At 72.9% G+C, this 18,607-nt stretch carries 14 protein-coding genes and 1 riboswitch; of the genes, 2 read left to right on the top strand and 12 right to left on the bottom strand.

What is annotated here, in order from left to right:
* Positions 1-945: a Ppx/GppA phosphatase family protein gene (locus tag ACIA5G_RS26685; protein WP_395927780.1), complete on the bottom strand. Its 945-nt coding sequence runs from the start codon at positions 943-945 to the stop codon at positions 1-3.
* A 252-nt stretch (positions 946-1,197) separates the two neighbouring features.
* On the opposite strand from ACIA5G_RS26685, the gene ACIA5G_RS26680 reads away from it, so the two are divergent.
* The gene (locus ACIA5G_RS26680; protein WP_395927778.1) at positions 1,198-1,800 is read left to right on the top strand and encodes a class F sortase; all 603 of its coding nucleotides are present in this window, start codon (positions 1,198-1,200) and stop codon (positions 1,798-1,800) included.
* Here the strand turns inward: ACIA5G_RS26680 and ACIA5G_RS26675 are convergent.
* The 4 genes from ACIA5G_RS26675 to ACIA5G_RS26660 all read right to left on the bottom strand — a co-directional run bounded on the left by ACIA5G_RS26675 (position 1,797) and on the right by ACIA5G_RS26660 (position 10,226).
* Complete coding sequence (locus ACIA5G_RS26675; RefSeq protein ID WP_395927776.1) at positions 1,797-2,834, bottom strand: LLM class F420-dependent oxidoreductase; 1,038 nt, start codon at positions 2,832-2,834, stop codon at positions 1,797-1,799. The genes ACIA5G_RS26680 and ACIA5G_RS26675 overlap by 4 nt on opposite strands.
* Positions 2,835-2,918: 84 nt before the next feature.
* Positions 2,919-3,836, bottom strand: coding sequence for a YihY/virulence factor BrkB family protein (locus ACIA5G_RS26670; RefSeq protein WP_395927774.1), 918 nt, complete (start codon positions 3,834-3,836; stop codon positions 2,919-2,921).
* Between the two features lie 95 nt (positions 3,837-3,931).
* Complete coding sequence (gene fahA, locus ACIA5G_RS26665) at positions 3,932-5,143, bottom strand: fumarylacetoacetase (RefSeq protein WP_395927772.1); 1,212 nt, start codon at positions 5,141-5,143, stop codon at positions 3,932-3,934.
* Between the two features lie 106 nt (positions 5,144-5,249).
* Positions 5,250-10,226: a DUF885 domain-containing protein gene (locus ACIA5G_RS26660; RefSeq protein ID WP_395927770.1), complete on the bottom strand. Its 4,977-nt coding sequence runs from the start codon at positions 10,224-10,226 to the stop codon at positions 5,250-5,252.
* A gap of 133 nt (positions 10,227-10,359) precedes the next feature.
* Here ACIA5G_RS26660 and ACIA5G_RS26655 point away from each other — a divergent pair, with 133 nt between their 5' ends.
* Entirely contained in the window at positions 10,360-11,388 is a 1,029-nt protein-coding gene (locus ACIA5G_RS26655) for an AsnC family protein (protein WP_395927768.1), read from the top strand.
* Here ACIA5G_RS26655 and ACIA5G_RS26650 read toward each other — a convergent pair.
* From ACIA5G_RS26650 to ACIA5G_RS26620, 7 genes are all read right to left on the bottom strand, one after another.
* Positions 11,385-12,314, bottom strand: a complete 930-nt coding sequence (locus ACIA5G_RS26650; protein WP_395927765.1) for an RluA family pseudouridine synthase — start codon at positions 12,312-12,314, stop codon at positions 11,385-11,387. The two genes, ACIA5G_RS26655 and ACIA5G_RS26650, sit on opposite strands and share 4 nt — an antisense overlap.
* On the bottom strand, positions 12,311-12,916 hold the full coding sequence (gene lspA / locus ACIA5G_RS26645) for a signal peptidase II (protein ID WP_395928033.1): 606 nt from the start codon (positions 12,914-12,916) through the stop codon (positions 12,311-12,313). Before lspA ends, ACIA5G_RS26650 begins: the two co-directional genes overlap by 4 nt.
* 75 nt (positions 12,917-12,991) lie before the next feature.
* Positions 12,992-13,609, bottom strand: a complete 618-nt coding sequence (locus ACIA5G_RS26640; RefSeq protein WP_395927763.1) for a hypothetical protein — start codon at positions 13,607-13,609, stop codon at positions 12,992-12,994.
* Between the two features lie 22 nt (positions 13,610-13,631).
* The gene (locus ACIA5G_RS26635; protein ID WP_395927761.1) at positions 13,632-14,987 is read right to left on the bottom strand and encodes an aminotransferase class V-fold PLP-dependent enzyme; all 1,356 of its coding nucleotides are present in this window, start codon (positions 14,985-14,987) and stop codon (positions 13,632-13,634) included.
* A gap of 39 nt (positions 14,988-15,026) precedes the next feature.
* Positions 15,027-15,141, bottom strand: a riboswitch (SAM riboswitch).
* Positions 15,142-15,233: 92 nt separating this feature from the next.
* On the bottom strand, positions 15,234-15,896 hold the full coding sequence (locus ACIA5G_RS26630; RefSeq protein WP_395927759.1) for a M23 family metallopeptidase: 663 nt from the start codon (positions 15,894-15,896) through the stop codon (positions 15,234-15,236).
* A gap of 317 nt (positions 15,897-16,213) precedes the next feature.
* Positions 16,214-17,692 (bottom strand): potassium/proton antiporter, encoded by a 1,479-nt coding sequence (locus ACIA5G_RS26625; protein ID WP_395927757.1) that lies wholly within the window; start codon positions 17,690-17,692, stop codon positions 16,214-16,216.
* 94 nt (positions 17,693-17,786) lie between these two features.
* Entirely contained in the window at positions 17,787-18,470 is a 684-nt protein-coding gene (locus ACIA5G_RS26620; RefSeq protein WP_395927755.1) for an ArsR/SmtB family transcription factor, read from the bottom strand.
* Positions 18,471-18,607 lie beyond the last annotated feature (137 nt).

Raw genomic sequence — 18,607 nt, 5'->3', positions numbered from 1 at the left:
TCAGGCCGCGGACCGGCGTTTGGCCGCCGCCACCGCCTTGTCCTGCAGGGTGAGGAGCAGGCCGTCACGGGTGGACCACGGGCAGATCGACACCTTGCCACCCGCCACCGTCAGCAGCGCTTCCGCGACGATCGCGCCCGCCAGCGCCTGGTGGGCGCGGCTGCGGGAGATGCCCGGCAGCTCCGCGCGCCTCGACGGCGGCAGCGCGGCGAGCCGCGGGATCCACGCGCGCAGGTCGTCGAGCCGCAGTTCGCGGCGCTTCCCCGGGCGGACGCCCGAGAGCCGCGCGAGCTGCTGCAGCACCTTCGAGCAGCCGACGACCCGCGGGTCGTCGACGTTCGCGGCCCCGAGTGTGGTGGTCACGACGTCGAGCGCGTGTGCGCGCAGCGCCTTGACCTGCTTGTTCGACACCCGCTCGCGCGGCAGCCAGTCCCGTGTCATCGACCGCGCGCCCAGCGGCAGGGACCGCGCGAACGTGGCCTTCTCCCCGCAGCCCGCGGCCAGTTCGACCGTCCCGCCGCCGATGTCGAGCACCAGCAGCGGCCCGGCCTCCGCGCCGTACCAGCGGCGCGCGGCCAGGTAGGTCAGCTCCGCTTCGCGCGGACCGGAAAGAAAGCGCAGCTCGACGCCGGTCTCCCCGGCGACGTGCCGGACGACCTCGGCGGCGTTGGCCGCGTCGCGGATCGAGGACGTCGCCAGCGGGTAGACGCTGCGCACGCCGTGGCGGTACGCCGTGGTCATGCCCGCGGCGACGGCGGCCGTCACGGCGGCGATGCCCCGGGCGGTGAGCCGGCCGCGGTCGTCGAGTTCGCGGTCGAGACGCAGCCGCGTCTGGTGGTTCAGCACCGGCTCGCGCGGTGAGCCGTCGACCGGCACCACCACGAGCCGGGCACTGAAGGACCCGACGTCCAGCACGCCCACCGCGGGCTCTTCGATTTTTCGCACAGCTCGGCGCACCTCACTTCCGGGCAGTGGGTATCCCCCGTCGGACCGGGTGAAACCACCAATCTTGGCCGATCCCGTATCGATTTGCCGGGCATTGACGGATTCCGGCCCGCCGGACGCGCCTTTTTGACGTGAAGGTCACAGTCCGATAACCCGATCGAGTGAACCATGATAGCACTGGACACGATTCGGTAACGCCCGCCGTCGGGCGGCGATTAATCGGACATAGAACCCGGTGCGGAGCAGGCGAAAGTGATCAAACGACCCGAGCGGCGAGCCCAGCTCGTGCGGCCGGCCGCCGTGGTGCTCGCGGTCGTGGCCGGGCTCGGCTGCGTCCTGCTCGGCGTCACCACGGTGCTCACCCCGGGCGCCCCGGTCACGCGGGCCGTGGACCGGCCCGCCCCGGCAGCAGCCGGCGCCGCACCGGTGATGCTGCGGATCCCCGCCCTCGGCCTGGTGCTGGACCACCTGGTCGGCCTCGGCCACATCAGCGGCCGGCGGGAGCAGCCCGGCACGGCGCTCGGCGTCGGCTGGTTCACCGACGGCCCGGTCCCCGGCGAGCCCGGGGTCGCGGTGCTGTCCGGGCACGCCGGGTTCGGGTACACGGCCGGCGCGTTCGCCCGCCTGGGCAAGCTGGAGCGCGGCGACACGATCATCGTGGGCGACGAGGGCGGCCGCGAATCCCTCTTCACCGTCGACAAGGCGGAGCTCTTCCCGGCCGACGCGCCGGACAGCAAGCTCGTCGCCCCCGAAGGCTCCGGCCCCGAGCTGCGGCTGATCACCAGCGACGGTGCCCACGACAACGCCGGGCTGCGCAGCACGAGGGTCGCCGTCTCCGCGATCCCCGCGGTTTAGATCAGCTCCCGCAGCCGCGACACGGCCGCCACCCGCGCCTCGCGGCCGGGCAGCAGCGGGTTGACCACGAGCGTCGTCGCGCCCGCTTCCTTGAACGCCGCCAGCCGCTCCTTCACGTACCCGGCCGGGCCGACCAGCGAGATCGCGCGCAGCAGCTCGACCGGCACGGCGGCCGCGGCCTCTTCCTTCTTGCCGTCGAGGTAGAGGTCCTGGATCAGCTTCGCCTCGGCCTCGTAGCCGTACCGGCGGGCGAGGTCGTTGTAGAAGTTCTTGCCGCGCGCGCCCATTCCGCCGATGTAGAGGGCGAGGACCGGCCGCAGGTGGTCGAGCAGCGGCTCGACGTCGTTGCCGATCGCCAGCGCGGCGGAGACGAACGTGTCCAGCTCGCCCAGCTCCGGATCGCGCTTCGCCTTGCCCTCGGCCAGGGATTCGCCCCAGACGTCGGCGGCCTTCTCCGGGTGGAAGAAGATCGGCTGCCAGCCCTCGGCGATCTCGGCGGTGAGCGCGACGTTCTTCGGCCCGATCGAGGCCAGCAGCACCGGGATGCGCTCGCGCACCGGGTGGTTGATCAGCTTGAGCGGCTTGCCGAGGCCGGTGCCCTGCTCCGGCGGCAGCGGGATCGTGTAGTGCTTGCCGTCGTGGACGACGCGCTCGCGGCGCCACACCTGGCGGCAGACCTCGACGATCTCGCGGGTCCGGCCGAGCGGCGCGTCGTACTTCACGCCGTGGAAGCCTTCGATGACCTGCGGGCCGGACGCGCCGAGCCCGAGGATGAACCGCCCGTCGGAGACGAAGTCGAGGCCGGCCGCGGTCATCGCGGTGAGGGTCGGCGTGCGGGTGTAGATCTGGAAGATGCCGGACGCCAGCTGCACGCGTTCGGTCTTGGCCGCGAGGTAGCCGAGCTGGCTGACCGCGTCGAACGAATACGCCTCCGGCACGAAGGCGACGTCGAGGCCCACCTTCTCCAGTTCGACGATGTCCGCGACGCTTTCGGCGAACCCGCCGGCGTAGTTGATCGCGGTCCCGATCCGCATGGCCACCTCCGTTGCTGAGCAAGCGCTTAGTCGGATCCTAACGGGACGCGGCGGTCCGCACCCGGACGATGTGCGACCCGCCACTCAGCGGCCGGTCAGGGTGCGGACCACCAGCTCCGCCGACGCCCCGGCCCCGAGCGTCGTACCGGCGTAGCGGACGTCCGCGCCGAGCGTGCCCGGCGGCGGGTCGTCCCGGACGGTGAGCCACACCGTGACCATCAGCAGCCAGCGCACGATCAGGTAGCCGAACAGCAGCACGCCGACGAGCGTGCCGAAGGTGGCGACGGCCGGTGAGCGGCCCAGCAGGTGCAGGTAGAAGCCGCCGATCTGCTGGATCGCGCCGAGCCCGAGCGCGGCGGCCCCGGCCGGGCGCAGTGTCGAGCGCAGCGGCAGGGGTTTGCGCGGCAGCCGGGCCAGGCACCAGGCGATGACCAGCCAGTTCGCCGCGAGCCCGAGCAGGAGCGAACCCGCGACGAGCACGAGGTGCGCAAACCCGCCGTCGAGGCCGGTCAGGCGCAGCAGCCCGGTGCCGGCCGCGCCGGTGAGCGCCGCCAGCCCGAAGGAGACGGTCATCGCCAACCCCACGCCGGCCAGCGCCAGGACGTCGGCGACGATGCCGCGGAGCAGCGGCCGCGGGGTCCGTTCCTGGCCGAGCATCGCGGTGACCGCGTCGCGGACGTTGCTGATCCAGCTCCAGCCCGAGTAGGCGGCGACGGCGAGGGCGAGCAGCCCGATGCGGCCGCGCTCCCCGACCACGGTGTGCACCACGTCGGTGACCTGCGTGCCGAGCTCGGGCGGCAGCGCCCCGCTGATGACCCGGTCGAGCTCGGCGGCGAGCAACCGGTCGCCGGCCAGCACGAACCCGGCCACCGAGACGGCGACCATGATCAGCGGCACGAGCGCGAGCAGGCTGAAGAAGGTGACGGCGGCGGCATAGTGGTCACCGTCGCGTTCCCGGTAGCGCGCCAGCGTCGCCCCGATCCGCCGGAGCGGCCTGCCCACGACGGCCTTCACCGCTCCACGTCCCACCGGCCGACCCTCTCATCCGCGTACGTCCTTCGCAGTCCGGACCCGGCGGAGGGTGAATCGTCACGGCGTCAGCTCGGAACCACCGTCCCGCGCACCTCGCCGAACCCGATCCGGGTGCCCCCCGGGCCGGGCGCGGTCGCGCTGATCACCACCTCGTCACCGTCCTCCAGGAACGCGCGGCTCTGACCGTCCGGCAGCTCGAACGGTTCCCGCCCGCCCCAGGACAGTTCCAGGAACGACCCGCGCTGGTGACGCTCCGGGCCGCTCACCGTGCCGGAGGCGTACAGGTCGCCCGTGCGGAGGCTCGCGCCGTTGACCGTCATGTGGGCCAGTTGCTGCGGAGCCGTCCAGTAGTGCGACGCGAACGGCGGGCTCGACACCAGGTGGCCGTTGAGACGGACTTCGATCGCCAGGTCCAGGCCCCACTTTTCGCTGGTGCGCAGGTATTCGAACGGTTCCGGGTCTTGGGCCGGGCCCTCGACGCGCGCGTGCTGCAGTGCGTCCAGCGGGACGACCCACGGCGACACCGACGTCGCGAAGGACTTGGCGAGGAACGGGCCCAGCGGCTGGTATTCCCAGGCCTGGAGGTCACGCGCCGACCAGTCGTTGACCAGGCAGACGCCGAAGACGTGCGCCTCGAAGTCCGCTGTGGACACCGGAGTGCCGGTGACGGACGGAACGCCGACGACGAAGCCGACCTCGGCTTCGATGTCCAGCCGCTGCGTCGGGCCGAACTCCGGCACGTCCACGTTGCGCGGCTTGCGCTGCCCGTACGGCCGGACGACCGGCGTCCCGGAGGTGACGACGGTGCCCGCCCGGCCGTGGTAGCCGATCGGCAGGTGCTTCCAGTTCGGCGGCAGCTCGGCGGCGTCGGGCCGGAAGATCTTGCTCGCGTTGAGGGCGTGGTGCTCGCTCGAGTAGAAGTCGACGTAGTCGGCGACCTCGAACGCCAGGTGCGTGGTCACCTCGGTCAGCGGCACCAGGTGCGGGCGCAGCTGGTCGGCGTACCGGGGCTCGGTCAGCCACTCGCGGACGCTCTCGCGCACCTCCCGCCAGGTGCCGGGCCCGGCGGCCAGCAGCGGGTTGAGCACCCCGTCGGTGAGCAGCGGCGCAAAAGCGGCGGCGGCCTCGGCTGCGGCGGCGGTCAGGTCGAGCACCTGATCCCCGACCGGCACCCCGATCCGGCGCTCGGGCGCGCCGGCCACCGAGAAGACGCCGTAGGGCAGGTTGTCCAGGCCGAACGGCGTGTTGTCGGCGAGGTCGAGCCAGGTCACGTTCACTCCTCGGTCGGAGCGGCTTGCGCCGCTGCTGGTCTGCGTGGTGGTCGGGATCCGGCGCGGTGCCCGAAAACGTGCGCGTCACCGGCCGGACCCGGACGAGTCACCGTCACTCCTCGGCCCGAGCAGCCCGTGCCGTCACCCAGTCGGCGACCACGTCCGCCAGTACCGGCAGGGGCAGCGTTCCGCTGCCGAGCACCGTGTCGTGGAACTCGCGGATGTCGAACCGCTCGCCCAGCTCCCGCTCGGCGTCGGCGCGCAGCCGCTCGATCTCCAGGCGGCCGACCATGTAACCGAGCGCCTGCCCCGGGTGCCCGGCGTAGCGGTCGATCTCCGCCTCGATCTCGATCTGCGCCATCGGCGTGTTGTCCTTCAAGAAATCCACCGCCTGCTGGCGGCTCCAACCCAGCGCGTGCAGCCCGGTGTCCACCACCAACCGCGCCGCGCGCATCGAATCCTGCGTGAGCAGGCCGAGCCGGGCGACGTCGTCCGAGTACAGCCCCATCTCCTCCGCGAGGCGCTCCGCGTACAGGCCCCAGCCCTCGGCGTACGCGTTGAACATCGCGATGCGCCGCAGCAGCGGGACGCCGGTCAGCTGCTGCGCCAGCGTCAGCTGGAAGTGGTGCCCCGGCACGGCTTCGTGGAACGCGATCGCTTCGCCCAGGGTCCGCTGCCGCTGATCGGCCTCGTGCGTGTTGGCGTAGTAGGTGCCCGGCCGCGAACCGTCCAGCGACGGGTCGATGTAGTACGCGATCGAGCCGCTCTCGGCCTCCGCCGCGGGCACCGGCGCGACCTCGCACCGCTGCTCGGGAAGGCGGCCGAACCACTGCGGCGCAACGGCTTCCGCTCGCTCGATCGTCGCCCGTGCGGCGTTCAGGAGCTCGTCGCCGTCTCGCCAGCGCAGCGCCGGGTCGGTGCGGATCCGCTCGAAGATCTCGGCGAGGTCGCTGGTGCCGAACACCTTGCCGCCGACCTCGCGGTACTCCTCCGCCAGCTGCTCGATGATCGCCAGCCCCGTGTCGTGCAGGTCCTGCGCCGTGCGCTCGGTCGTCGTCTCGGCCCGGATCAGCGCCGCGTACAGCTCCGGCCCGCCCGGCAGGTCGCCGATCCCGGGTGACGTCTCCGGGCGCGCGACCGGCACCACCTCGCCGGCCAGGAAGTCCCGGTACCGCGCGTACGCGGGCCGCACGACCTCGGCCAGCAGCCGGTCGCGCTCGGCTTCGAGCCCGTGGACCGGCACCTTCAGCGGGTCGTTCTCCGCGTCGTCCAGGTAGCGCTCGACGTACCCGACGCCGATGCGCGCCAGGAACTCCGGCGGGGTCAAGCCCTCGGCGAGCGCGGCCCGCTGCCGCTCGACCAGCTGGTCCAGGTAGGTGCCCACCGCGGCGAGCCGGCTCAGGTAACCGCGGGCCTTGGGCTCGTCGTCGAGCACCGTCTGCGGCAGCATCATCAGCAGCTCCAGCGCCGGCGCGGCCAGCCCGTCGCTCACCGCGATGTCGGCCCGCCGCGAGTCCAGCACGTCGAGCTGGGTGCGTGCCTGCCAGATCACGACGTCACGCGTGACGCGCTGGGCGGCCGGCAGCGCCGCCACATCGATCGCCTCCGCGCGCGCGATGAGCGCGGCGAACCCGGCGCGGTGCCGGGCGGCCGCCTCGGCGGTCTGGTCGGCGAGCCGGTCGTGCGTGCCCGGCAGGCCGCACAGCGACGGGAACAGCGGCTGCGCCTCGAACATCAGCTCCAGGCACTCGTCGGCCAGGCGATCGGGTGTGTCCCCGGCCCGGCTCGCGACCCAGTCTTCGACGACCTTCGCCAGCGCGGACAACGGCAGCATGCCGTGCCCCAGCACGGCTTCGTGGAACTCCCGGATGTCGAACCGCTCGCCGAGCGCCTGCTCGGCTTCGGCCCGCAGCCGCTGGATCTCCAGGCGTCCCACCATGTACCCGAGGGCCTGCGCCGGCCAGCCGGCGTACCGGTCGATCTCGGCCTCGATCTCGAGCCGCGCCATCGGCGTGTGCTCGACCAGGTAGTCGATCGCCCGCTGCCGGCTCCAGCCCAGCGCGTGCATGCCGGTGTCGACGACCAGCCGGCCCGCCCGCATCGAGTCCTGGGTGAGCATGCCCAGCCGCGAGACGTCGTCGGAGTACAGGCCCATCTCGTCCGCGAGCCGCTCGGCGTACAACCCCCAGCCTTCGGCGTAGGCGTTGAACATGCCGATCCGCCGCAGCAGCGGGACGCCGGTCAGCTGCTGCGCGAGCGTCAGCTGGAAGTGGTGCCCCGGCACGGCTTCGTGGAACGCGATCGCCTCGCTGGTGAACCGCGGGCGCTTGGCCGCTTCGTGCGTGTTGGCGTAGTAGGTGCCCGGCCGGGTGCCGTCCAGCGACGGCTGGAGGTAGTACGCGATCGTGCCGCTCGCCGCATCGGCCTCGGGCACCGGCGCGACCTCGCACTTTTCCGCCGGGATGCGGGAGAACCACTGCGGGGCCACGGCTTCCGCCCGCGCGATGGCGTCCCGGGCGGCGGCCAGCAGCTCCTCGCCGTCCCGCCAGCGCAGCGCCGGATCGGTGCGCAGCCGCTCGAAGATCTCGGCGAGATCGGTGGTGCCGAACACCTTTTCGCCCAGTTCGCGGTACTCCGCCGCGAGGCCGTCGATCAGCGCCAGCCCCGTGTCGTGCAGGTCCTGCGCCGTGCGCTCGGTGGTCGTCTCCGCGCGGATCAGCGCGGCGTACCGCTCCGCCCCGCCGGGCACGTGGGAAATCCCCGGTTCCGTGTCCGGCCGCCCGACCGGTTCGACCTCGGTGCGCAGGAAGTCGCGATAGCGCGCGTAAGCCGGGCGGACGACCTCCGCGAGCAGGCGGTCGCGCTCGGCCTCGAAGCCGTCGACGGCGGCGGTCGTGCCGACCTTCAGCGGGTCGTCGTCCGGCGCCGCGAGGTAGCGGTCGACGTACTCGACGCCGACCCGGGCGAGGTAGGCCGGCGGGACGAGGCCGTCGGCCAGGCTCTCGCGCTGCCGCTCGGTCAGCTCGGCGAGGAAGGTCTCGATCGCGGCGAGCCGGCTGAGGTAACCGCGCGCCTTCTTCTCGTCGTCCAGCTGGTAGTACGGCAGGTACAGCAGCAGCCCCAGCGCCGGCCCGGTGAGGCCGTCGCTGACCGCGATGTCGGCCGTCCGCGCGCCGAGCCGGTCGGCCTCGACCTCGGCGGAGGCGACCACGACTTCGCGCGTCACCGCCTCTTCGGGCGTCAGGCCGGCCACCGGCAGCGCCCGGGCGCGAGCGGCCAGGTCGAGGTACGCGGCGCGGTAGCGCTCCTGCGCCGCCCGGGTCTGGTCACCGAGGCGGTCGTGGTCACCGGGCAGGCCGAGGACCGACGCGTGCAGCGGCTCCTGCTCGAACGTCAGCGCGACGAGCTCGTCCGCCAGGCCGTCGGCGGTGTCCCCGTGCCCGGCCACCCATTCGTCGACGACGGAGGCGAGCACCTCCAGCGGCAGCGCACCCCCGGCGAGGACGACGTCGTGGAACGCGCGGACGTCGAACCGGGAGCCGAGCCGCTGCTCGGCGCGGGTGCGGATCCGCTTGATCTCCAGGCGCCCCACCATGTAGGCCAGCGCCTGGCCCGGCCACGCGATGTAGCGGTCGACCTCGGACTCGATCTCGGGCAGCGCCTCCGGCGTGTGCTCGACCAGGAAGTCCACGGCCTGCTGCCGGGTCCAGCCCAGCGCGTGCAGCCCGGTGTCGACGACCAGCCGGCCCGCCCGCAGCGAGTCGCCGGTGAGCATGCCGAGCCGCGCGACGTCGCCGGAGAAGAGCCCCATCTCGTCGGCGAGGCGCTCGCTGTAGAGCCCCCAGCCCTCGATGTAGGCGGTGAACATGCCGATCCGCCGCAGCAGCGGCAGCCCGGTGAGGCTCTGCGCGGTGCTGAGCTGGAAGTGGTGCCCCGGCACGGCTTCGTGGAACGCGATCGTCTCGGCCGGGTGCCGAAACCGCTCGGTGGCCTGGTGGGTGTTCGCGAAGTAGATGCCGGGCCGGGAGCCGTCGTCGGCCGGGCGCAGGTAGTACGCCGAGGGCGCGCCGGGGGCGGCCTCCTCCGGCACCGCCTCGACCGTGCACTCCTGCGCGGGGATCCGGCCGAACCACTTCGGCGCCTCGGCGGTGGCCCGGGCCACGGCCGCGCGGGCGGTGTCCAGCAGCTCGTCGGCGCTGGTCCAGCGCAGGGCCGGGTCGGTGCGCAGCCGCCGGAAGATCTCCGCCAGGTCGTCGGTGCCGAACACCTTCAGCCCCAGCTCGCGGTACTCGGCGGCGAGTGACTCGATGACGTCGAGCCCGGTCCGGTGCAGCTCCGCCGGGGTGAGGCCGGTGGTCGTGTGCACCCGCGCGAGCCGGGCGTACGCCGCTTCGCCGCCGGGCAGCCACGAGAGGCCGGGCCGGTCGGCGGGCCGCCCGTGCGGCTTGACCTCGGCGAGGAGGAACTCGCGGTACTCGGCGAAAGCCGGGCGGACGACGTCGGCGAGCAGTTCGTCCCGCCGGCGCTCGAACTCCTCGTCCGGCGCCGGCTGGCGGCGCAACGGGTCGGCCGCCGGCTCGGCGAGGTAGCGGTCGACGTGCGCGACCGCGGCGTCGACCAGGTGGGCCACCGGGACCAGGCCGTCGGAGACGCCCCTCGCGTGCCGGCGCGCGGCCTGGCGCAGGTACGCCGGAATCGCGGCGAGCCGCCCGAGCTGGGCCTCCGCCGTCTCACCCGGCGTCACGGTGGTCATCGGCAAGGTCAGGAGCAACGTCGCCGCGGGCCCGATGGAGAGGTCGGTGACGGTGAACTCGGCCGTCCGGCTGTCGATCACCGCGATGCGGGCTTCGGCGGAGGTGATCAGGACGTCCCGGGTGACCCGGTCCTCGGCCGAAAGATCTGCGGCCGGCAACGCCTGCGCCCGCTCGAGCAACGCCGAGAGCCGGGCTCGGAAGGCCTGCTCGGCTTCGACGGACAAGTCCGGCAAACCGGGCGAGGCCGGGCGGACGCCCAGCACCGCCGGCGTCAGCGGATCGGCGGCGAACAGCGCTTCGACGAACTCGTCGGCGAGTTCGGTGACCGCGGTCATGGCGGGACCCCCAGCTTCGATGATGTGCTCCAAGCCGACCCTAACGGAGATCACCGACAAGAACGCCGGGTCGTTCGCCGGGGGCGGACGGCCTTCGGCACGACCCGATCGGCGAAGCGGTAGCGTTCACCGAGTGGCCGTGACCGATCCCGTGGATACCCGCCTGCTCGCCGCACTCGCCGACCTCGGCAAGGCGGCCGTGCACGAGCTCGCGGCCAAGGTCGGCATGGATCCCCGTGAGGTCGCCTACCGGCTGGTCGCCCTGTCCGGCAGCGGGCTCCCGCTGCTCGTCGGTGTCGAGAGCGACCCGAACGGCCTGCGCGCGGCCATCGCCGGCGCGCCGCCGTCGTGGGCGAACCGGCCGCCCGGCACCCCGCAGTTCCCGCCGTCGCAGCCGGTGCCGCAGCAGCCCGGCCCGCCGATGCCGCCGAACCAGGGCACGCCGTCGGGTCCCCACAACGTCCAGGGTGTGCTGTCCGGTCCGTACAACGTCCAGGGCGCGCCTTCGGGGCCGTACAACGTGCAAGGAGCGCCTTCGGGGCCGTACAACGTCCAGGGCACGCCGTCCGGGCGCTACCCCGGCCCGCCGCCCCGGCCGCCGCAGCCGCCCCGCCCGCCGCAGCAGCAGTTCGCGCCGCCGCCGGTGCCGCTCGACCCGTCGGTGAGCACGTGGGGCCTGCCGCAGACGGCATCGTGGGCCCGCGGTGACGAGCCCGCCCGGCCCACCGGGGTCCCCGGCGGCAAGCAGGGCCGGCTCGGCGAGGTCATGGAGACCCAGGGCCTGGAGGGCGAGCAGTTGTCGGTGCAGCTGCTGGAGGTCCAGGACCCGGCGGACTTCCTGTTCAGCGCGGCCGGCTACCGCCTGGAGGAGGGTGAGCGCTCGGTCGTCGTGCACACCGAGATCACCAACCGCGGCGCCATCCCGTTCGCGTCACTGCCGGACAACTACCTCGAGCTGCTCGCCGCCGACGGCACCGCGATCGGCAAGGCGCCGGTGTCGCTGACGTCCCGGCCGCCGCACAAGATCGGCGTCAAGCCCGGCGAGACCCTGGGCGGCCACACGGTGTACGTCCTCCCGGACGCGACCCGCGTGGTCTCGGTCCGCTGGAGCCCGCGCCCGGAGCCGGACGAGCGCACGCTGACCTGGTCGATCGACGATTAGTAGCTCTCGTCCTGCAGGATCTTCAGCGCGTTCGCCAGGTCGTCCGGGTACTCCGACTCGAACTGGACCCAGCGTCCGTCCGACGGATGCGCGAACCCCAGCGTCTTCGCGTGCAGCCACTGGCGGTTCAGGCCCAGCTTCCGGGCCAGCACCGGGTCCGCGCCGTAGGTCAGGTCGCCGACGCAGGGGTGCTTCAGGGCCGAGAAGTGGACGCGGATCTGGTGCGTCCGCCCGGTTTCGAGCTTGATGTGCGCCAGCGACGCCGCGCGGAACGCCTCGACGACCTCGTAGTGCGTCACGCTCGGCCGGCCGCCCTGGACCACCGCGAACTTGTAGTCGTGGCGCGGGTGGCGGTCGATCGGCGCGTCGATCGTGCCGCGGGTCGGGTCCGGGTGGCCCTGGACGATCGCGTGGTACCCCTTGTCGACCGTGCGCTCCTTGAACGCGCGCTTCAGCACCGTGTACGCGTGCTCGCTCTTGGCCACGACCATCACGCCGGTGGTGCCCGCGTCGAGCCGGTGCACGACGCCCTGGCGCTCGGCCGCGCCCGACGTCGCGATGCGCAGGCCGGCCGCGGCGAGGCCGCCGACCACGGTCGGGCCGGTCCAGCCCGGGCTCGGGTGCACGGCGACGCCGACCGGCTTGGAGATCACGACGATGTCATCGTCGTCGTGGAGGATCTGCATGCCCGCGACCGGCTCGGCGATGATCTCCACCGGGTTCGCCGGCTCCGGCAGGGTGACCTCCAGGAGGCCGTCCGCGGTGAGCCGGTCCGACTTGCCGGCCGGCCGGCCGTTCAGCAGCACCGCACCGGACTCGGCGAGCTCGGCGACCACCGTGCGGGACAGCCCGAGCATCTTGGCGAGGCCGGCGTCGACCCGCATCCCGTCGAGCCCGTCGGGCACCGGGAGCATCCGCGCGCTCACGCCTGTTCCCCCTGCTCCTGCTCGGCCTGTCCGGTCTTCTTCTTGTCCTTGGTCGACGTGCCGTCGTAGTCCTTGCCCAGCAGGGACAACAGCACGATCAGCGCACCGCCGACGCAGATCGCCGAGTCGGCGATGTTGAAGATCGCGAAGCCCTTGCCGTTGGGGGCGAACGCCGAGATGAAGTCGACGACGTGGCCCTGCAGCCCGCCGGGCGCGCGGAAGATGCGGTCGGTGAGGTTGCCCAGCGCCCCGGCCAGCACCAGGCCGAGGCCGATGGCCCAGCCGATCGAGCGCAGCCGCCGGGACAGCCAGATGATCGCGACGACGACGGCCAGCGCGACCAGCGCGAGCACCCACGTCATGCCGGTGGCCATCGAGAACGCGGCGCCCGGGTTGCGGATCACCTGCAGGTAGATCAGCCCGCCGAGGATCCGGACCGGCTCCTTGCCCTCCAGGTTGGCGGTGACCAGGTTCTTCGTCACCAGGTCGATCGCCCAGAACACGACCGCGATGGCGAACACCCAGCCGACGCGGCGCTTCGGCAGCAGCGGCTTCGCCGGGACCTCCGGGTTCTCCGGCGCGTCGGCCGCGGGATCGGGCACCACCTCGGCGGCGGTGTCGGTGTCGGGTTCTCCAGCGCTGGGCTCGGTGCTCACCGGTCCATTGTCCACGGCTGGTCAGGGTGTGTCGGCGGCAGTGTCGCGCGGGCGCCGCAGCAGGACCGCGAACGCGGCGGCGAACAGCACGCTCGCAGCGGTCAGCGCCCCGGTCACCGGGGTTGGCAACAGCACGCTGACCAGCGTGAACGCCACCGTCACCGCGAACACCGGCCAGCTGCGCTCGTACGCGGCCAGCACCAGCAGCCCCAGCGCCGCGAGGAGCGGGCCCCGGGTGTCGCCGGACATCCGCAGCTCGACGGCGCCGACCAGGTCGAGCAGGGGGACGGCCACCAGCGCACCCAGCGTGCCGAGCACGAACCGGACGGGCCGCGGCGGCGTGCCGGCGCGGCGCAGGTTCAGCCAGTACCAGCCCGCGACGGCGAGCACCACGCAGGCGAGCCCGGCGAGCCAGCCGAGCGCCGCCGCCGGCACGCTCCACATCCCGTAGGCGTCGGTGGGGTACCAGCCGGCGCCGCCGGCGCCGAGCCCGGACAAGCCTTGGGGCAGCTGGTAAGCATGCGCGTACACGACGTCGCCGGCCGCCGGCGTCTCCGGGACCAGGGCGACCACCGCCATCACGAGCTGCGCGAACCCCAGCGCGGCCAACGGGAACCAATACCGGCGCGATCTCCCCATCGGGGCAGGATAGCGGCCGCGATCAGCAGAAGGGCGGCAGCTCGCGCGGGTCGCCCACCGGCGCCCAGCGGCCGTCCGCCTTCGTGTACTCCCAGCGCGCCCCGCGGGCGACGATCTGGCGCAGTGCCAGCACCACGCGGTCGACGTGCTCCTCGGTGCTGCCGAGGCCGAGGCTGACGCGGACCGCCTGCCGGCCGTTGCCGCCGGTGATGCCGATCAGGCGCTCGGCCGCGATGTGGGCGCAGAACGCGCCGTCGCGCACGCCGATGCCGTACTCCGCCGAGAGGACGGCCGCGAGCCAGCCGGGGTCGAAGCCGTCGACGACGAAGCTGACCGTGCCGACGCGGTCGACCGGGGCGTCGAACAGCCGCAGTTCGGCGCAGCCCGGGATGCTCTCGAGACCCTTGCGCAGCCGGGTGAGCAGAGCCTGCTCGTGCGCCTCGACCGCGTCCCAGTTCCGGCTCAGGGTTTCGCAGGCGACCCCGAGCGCGTACACGCCGACGGTGTTGGGCGAGCCGGCTTCGTGACGCTCGGGCCCGGTGTTCCAGACCACCGCCTGCTCGGTGACGAGCTTGGTCGCGCCGCCGCCGGCGAGGTACGGCCGGGCCGCGCGCAGCCAGTCGGCACGGCCGATCAGCGCGCCCGCACCGAAAGGCGCGTACAGCTTGTGGCCGGACAAGGCGACGTAGTCGACGTCCAGCTCCTTGATCGAGATGCGGCGGTGCGGCGCGAGCTGGGCGGCGTCGAGGGCGATGCGGGCGCCGTGTTTCCGGGCCACCGCGGCGATCTCGGCGACCGGGAGCAGCTCACCGGTCACATTGGACGCTCCGGTGATGACGACCAGTCGCGGTCCCTCCGGGGATTCCGCCAGCGCTTCGTCCACAGCGGACACCGCGGCGAGGCGGGTGCGCGGGGTCGGGATCCGCCGGACGTGGGGGCCCTGCCAGGGAAGCAGCGCCGCGTGGTGCTCGGTGTCGAACACGACCACCGAGGTGTGCCGCGGCAGGCTGCGGGCGAGCAGGTTGAAGGAGTCGGTGGTGTTGCGGGTGAACACGACGGTGTCGGTCCGCCGCGCGCCCACGAAGCGACGCAGGGTGTCGCGGGTGCGCTCGTACAGCTTGGTCGAGACCTGCGACGCGAAGCCCGCGCCGCGGTGGACGCTGGCGTACCAGGGCAGGAACTCGTCGACGGCGCTGCGCACCGCGTCGAGGCACGGCGCGCTCGCGGCGTGGTCGAGGTTGGCGTAGCCGATGTCGCCGCCGGTGACGAGCGGAACCCGCAGCGACGCGCCGGCGACGGCCGGGATCTCCTGCGGGACAACGGTTTCGACCAGCTCGACGGGAGTGACGGTGCTGGTGCGGTCGATGGCGAGTGTCATCGGGTGCCTCCTCGGCAGTCCGGGGGACCCCCGGCGAGGGGCCCGCGCTTGCCCGTCGCACAACACGACCGGCCCGGTCTTCACCCGGGGCACCCCACCGCGGTAGGAGGGTTGCCGGCCAGCAAGCCGGGGCTTGACGCTGGCACTCATGACCTGAGTTGAAGGTAACCGAAATCCGGCGCGGCGGCCAACCCTCGCTTCACATTCTGAGACGCCGCTCACAAGTCCCGCAGGATCGGAGAAGCGTCAGAGCTTCGCGCGGAAGTGGCCTGGCAGCTGCGTCACGGCGTGGTCCGAGAGGTGCGTCGCGGTGCCCGTGTACTGGTCGGCGCCCGCCGTGAAGAGCCAGCCGCCCAACGTCTTCCCGTCGATCGGCTCGCCGAGCGCGGCCGCGACCGTCGTCGACACCCGGCTGTACGCGAGGCCGTCCCAGTTCGCTTCGGGGGCAGCCGCGTCCGGCAACGTCCAGAGCGTGAAGTGCACGTGGGCGCCGGTGCTGCTGCCGCCGCACGGGAGCGCGTTGCCGGTCGAGCCGAGCTCGTCCCCGGCTTCGACCTGCTCGCCGTCGGTGACCTTGATGTCCTCCATGTGGTAGTACCCGGTGCGCCACCCGCCGGCGTGGTCGATGGTCACCCAGTCGCCGCCCGCGCAGTGCTGGAGGTGCACCGTGCCGGCCAGCGGCGCCCGCACGGTCCGGTCGGCCGGGCTGAGGTCGACGGCGTTCTTCACGCCGGTGCTGCCGTCGTCGGAGTGGATGCCGGCCGAGTACACCTGCTGGCCCGCCTTGAACGGCAGCGCCAACGCGGGGAAGGGCGCCACTTCGGCGGTCGCGGCCGGGGCGGCGAGCAGCCCGCAGGCCGCGGTCATCACGGCGGCCAGCACCGCCCCACGAACGTGCAGTTTCGTCACCGTGTGTACCCCTTTGGCCGTACACTCACCCATTCGAACTAACCGGATCGAGCGCAGAGTAGGCCAAAGGTTGGATCACTGGGAAGATCACGTGAGGTTTTCGTGAGGGACGATCACCCTCGCGGAAAAAGATCACCAGGTCAGTGAGCCGACCGGACAAGGACCGGACAACGCCTGTTCAGCGCGCTGACCGGGACGAAACGGGCATCACTCGTGCTTGAGCAGGCATCACTCGTGATCGGAGGGGCATCACGCGTGTCTGGCGGGGCGACACGAGTGGTCCGATCGGTCACGGCCCGGCCACGACCACGAACGGGCTAACGGCCGGACTCGCCCTTCCAGCGGGCCAGGCGCCCGGCCCGGTCCACCGCGCGGAGCCGGCGTTCGACGGCGTCGCGGACCGTGCTCGTGGTGACCACCAGCAGCTGGTCGTGCTCCTGGAGCCGGCTGGTCTTCTGCGGGGTGAAGCCGGCGCCTTCGCGCACGACCAGGCTGACCGTCGCGCCGACCGGCAGGCGCAGCTCGGACAGGTACACGCCGTGCAGCTTCGACCCGGGCTGGATGCGGACCTGCAGCAGCTCGGCGTCCAGCTCGTCCAGCGGCGCGGAGTCGACCTCGATCTCGTGCGGCTCGGACTTCCTCGACAGCCCGAGCCAGCGCGCGAGCGGCCCGAGTGTTGCGCCCTGGAGCAGCGTCAGCACGATGACCAGCACGAACACCGCGTCGACCAGCCGTTGCGCGCCGGGCAGCCCCTGCGAGAGCGGGATCATGGCGAGCACGATCGGCACCGCCCCCCGCAGCCCGGCCCAGGACAGGAACGCCTGTTCGCGCCACGGCAGCTTGAACGGCAGCATCGACAGCACAACCGACACCGGCCGGGCCAGCAGCAGCACGACGGCGCCCGCGACCAGGCCCGGCACCAGCGTCTCGAGCAGCCGGCTCGGCGAGGCGAAGAGCCCGAGCAGCACGAACAGCCCGATCTGCGCCAGCCAGCCGAGCCCTTCCGCGAACGACAGGGTGTCCGAGCGGTGCGGCAGCCGCGAATTGCCGAGCACCAGCGCGGCGACGTAGGTGGCCAGCAGCCCGGACGCGTGCAGCAGCTGCCCGGACGAGTACGCGACGATGCACACCGCGACGGTGGCGAGCGGGTAGAGGCCGGTCGACGGCAGCGCGGCCCGGCGCAGCGCGATCCCGCCGAGCCAGCCGAAGGCGAGCCCGATGGCCAGGCCCGCGCCCAGCTCGTAGACCACCAGCAGCGGGAGTGTCCAGTCCACGGTGGTGCCTTCGGCCAGCACCACGACGGCGATGTAGGCCGGCGCGTCGTTGATGCCGGACTCCAGCTCCAGCGCGCCGACGAGCCGTTTGCCGACCCCCGCCGTGCGCAGCACCGAGAACACCGCCGCCGCGTCGGTCGAGGCGAGCACCGCGCCCCACAGCAGGGCGAACCGCCAGTCGAGGCCCAGCAGGAAGTGCAGTGCGGCACCGGTGACCGCGACGCTCACCACGACGGCCACTGTGGACAGTGCGATCCCGATGCCCAGCGCGGGTTTCACCGCCGACCACCGCGTTGTCAGCCCACCTTCGGCGAGGATCATGACGAGCGCGGCGAGCCCGAGCGACTGGGTCAGCTCCGGGTTGTCGAACCGGATGCCGAAGCCGGCTTCGCCGAGCAGCACGCCGATCCCGAGGTAGAGCAGCAGCGAAGGCAGGCCGAGCCGGATCGACACCCGCACGGCGAGCACGGAGGCGAGCAGCACCACACCGCCGATGCCGAGCAGCACGGGAAGCTGGTCCATGCCGCCTCCCTCCGAGTGCCGTGGGCCTCAGAATAGTGAGACGGCGGGGTTAACTCGTTCGTGTACCGCTGAGGCACGCCGCGGACGCGGTGTGTTAAGGCCCACCGAGCGCGGTGAGATCAACACCGAGCGCGGCGAACGGCTTCTCCGCCGCGGGAAGCACCTTCACCGCGCGGTGTCCGTCGTGGCCGACCCAGCCCGCGCCGACGGCCCGGTCGAGCAGCGCCGCGGGCACCGCGCCGGCGAGGTGGTCGCGCCGCTCCGTCCAATCCAGACAGTCGCGCAGCAGCGGCCGCCGCCCGGCGGCGACCGGCACCCCGAGTTCGGCCAGCACCTCGCGGCCGCGTCCGGTGAGGGCGAGCCCGTCGCCGGCGTCGACCAGGCCGGTGGCCAGCATGCCGTCGCGGACGGCGACCCCGAGCACCCCGGCGAGGTGGTCGTAACAGGTGCGCGCGAACCCGAGCCGCTTCACCCGCAGCGACGACTTCAGCCCGGTCACCGGCCGGTGCTCGGCGTGCTGGGCCAGGTGCTCGATCAGCTCCGCGACCCGCGGGTCGGCGATCCGGACGTACGACGCGCGCCCCTGCTTGACCCGGGCGACAAAACCGGCGTCGGCCAGGCGGGTGACGTGCTCACTCGCCGTCGAGAGCGCGATCCCGGCCGCCTTCGCCAGCTCGCCGACGGTCCAGGCCCGCCCGTCCAGCAGGACGAGGCACATGGTGGCGCGGCTCGGGTCCGCGAGCACCGCGGCCACCTCGGCCAGCGCGATCGTCTCCATGCCGACCACGGTACGGCCCGCTCACTTCGCCCACGGCCGAACCGACGTACCCGAAGGGTCGGCTCGCGTACCTGGACGGTCGGCTCGTTGGCCGACCCTCTGGGTACGCGAGCCGACTCCCTGGGTACGCGAGCCGA

Origin of the sequence: Amycolatopsis sp. NPDC051758 (assembly GCF_044453095.1) — a bacterium.
Taxonomy (GTDB): Bacteria; Actinomycetota; Actinomycetes; order Mycobacteriales; family Pseudonocardiaceae; genus Amycolatopsis.
Note: the sequence above shows the minus strand (reverse complement) of the source record. Positions and strands in the feature narration are given on the sequence as shown.

Coding starts and splice junctions, on each gene's coding strand:
- ACIA5G_RS26675 (WP_395927776.1), bottom strand. CDS start 2,834: ATGCGGATCGGGACCGCGATCAACTACGCCGGCGGGTTCGCCGAAAGC.
- ACIA5G_RS26660 (WP_395927770.1), bottom strand. CDS start 10,226: ATGACCGCGGTCACCGAACTCGCCGACGAGTTCGTCGAAGCGCTGTTC.
- ACIA5G_RS26640 (WP_395927763.1), bottom strand. CDS start 13,609: ATGGGGAGATCGCGCCGGTATTGGTTCCCGTTGGCCGCGCTGGGGTTC.
- ACIA5G_RS26635 (WP_395927761.1), bottom strand. CDS start 14,987: ATGACACTCGCCATCGACCGCACCAGCACCGTCACTCCCGTCGAGCTG.
- ACIA5G_RS26625 (WP_395927757.1), bottom strand. CDS start 17,692: ATGGACCAGCTTCCCGTGCTGCTCGGCATCGGCGGTGTGGTGCTGCTC.
- ACIA5G_RS26620 (WP_395927755.1), bottom strand. CDS start 18,470: ATGGAGACGATCGCGCTGGCCGAGGTGGCCGCGGTGCTCGCGGACCCG.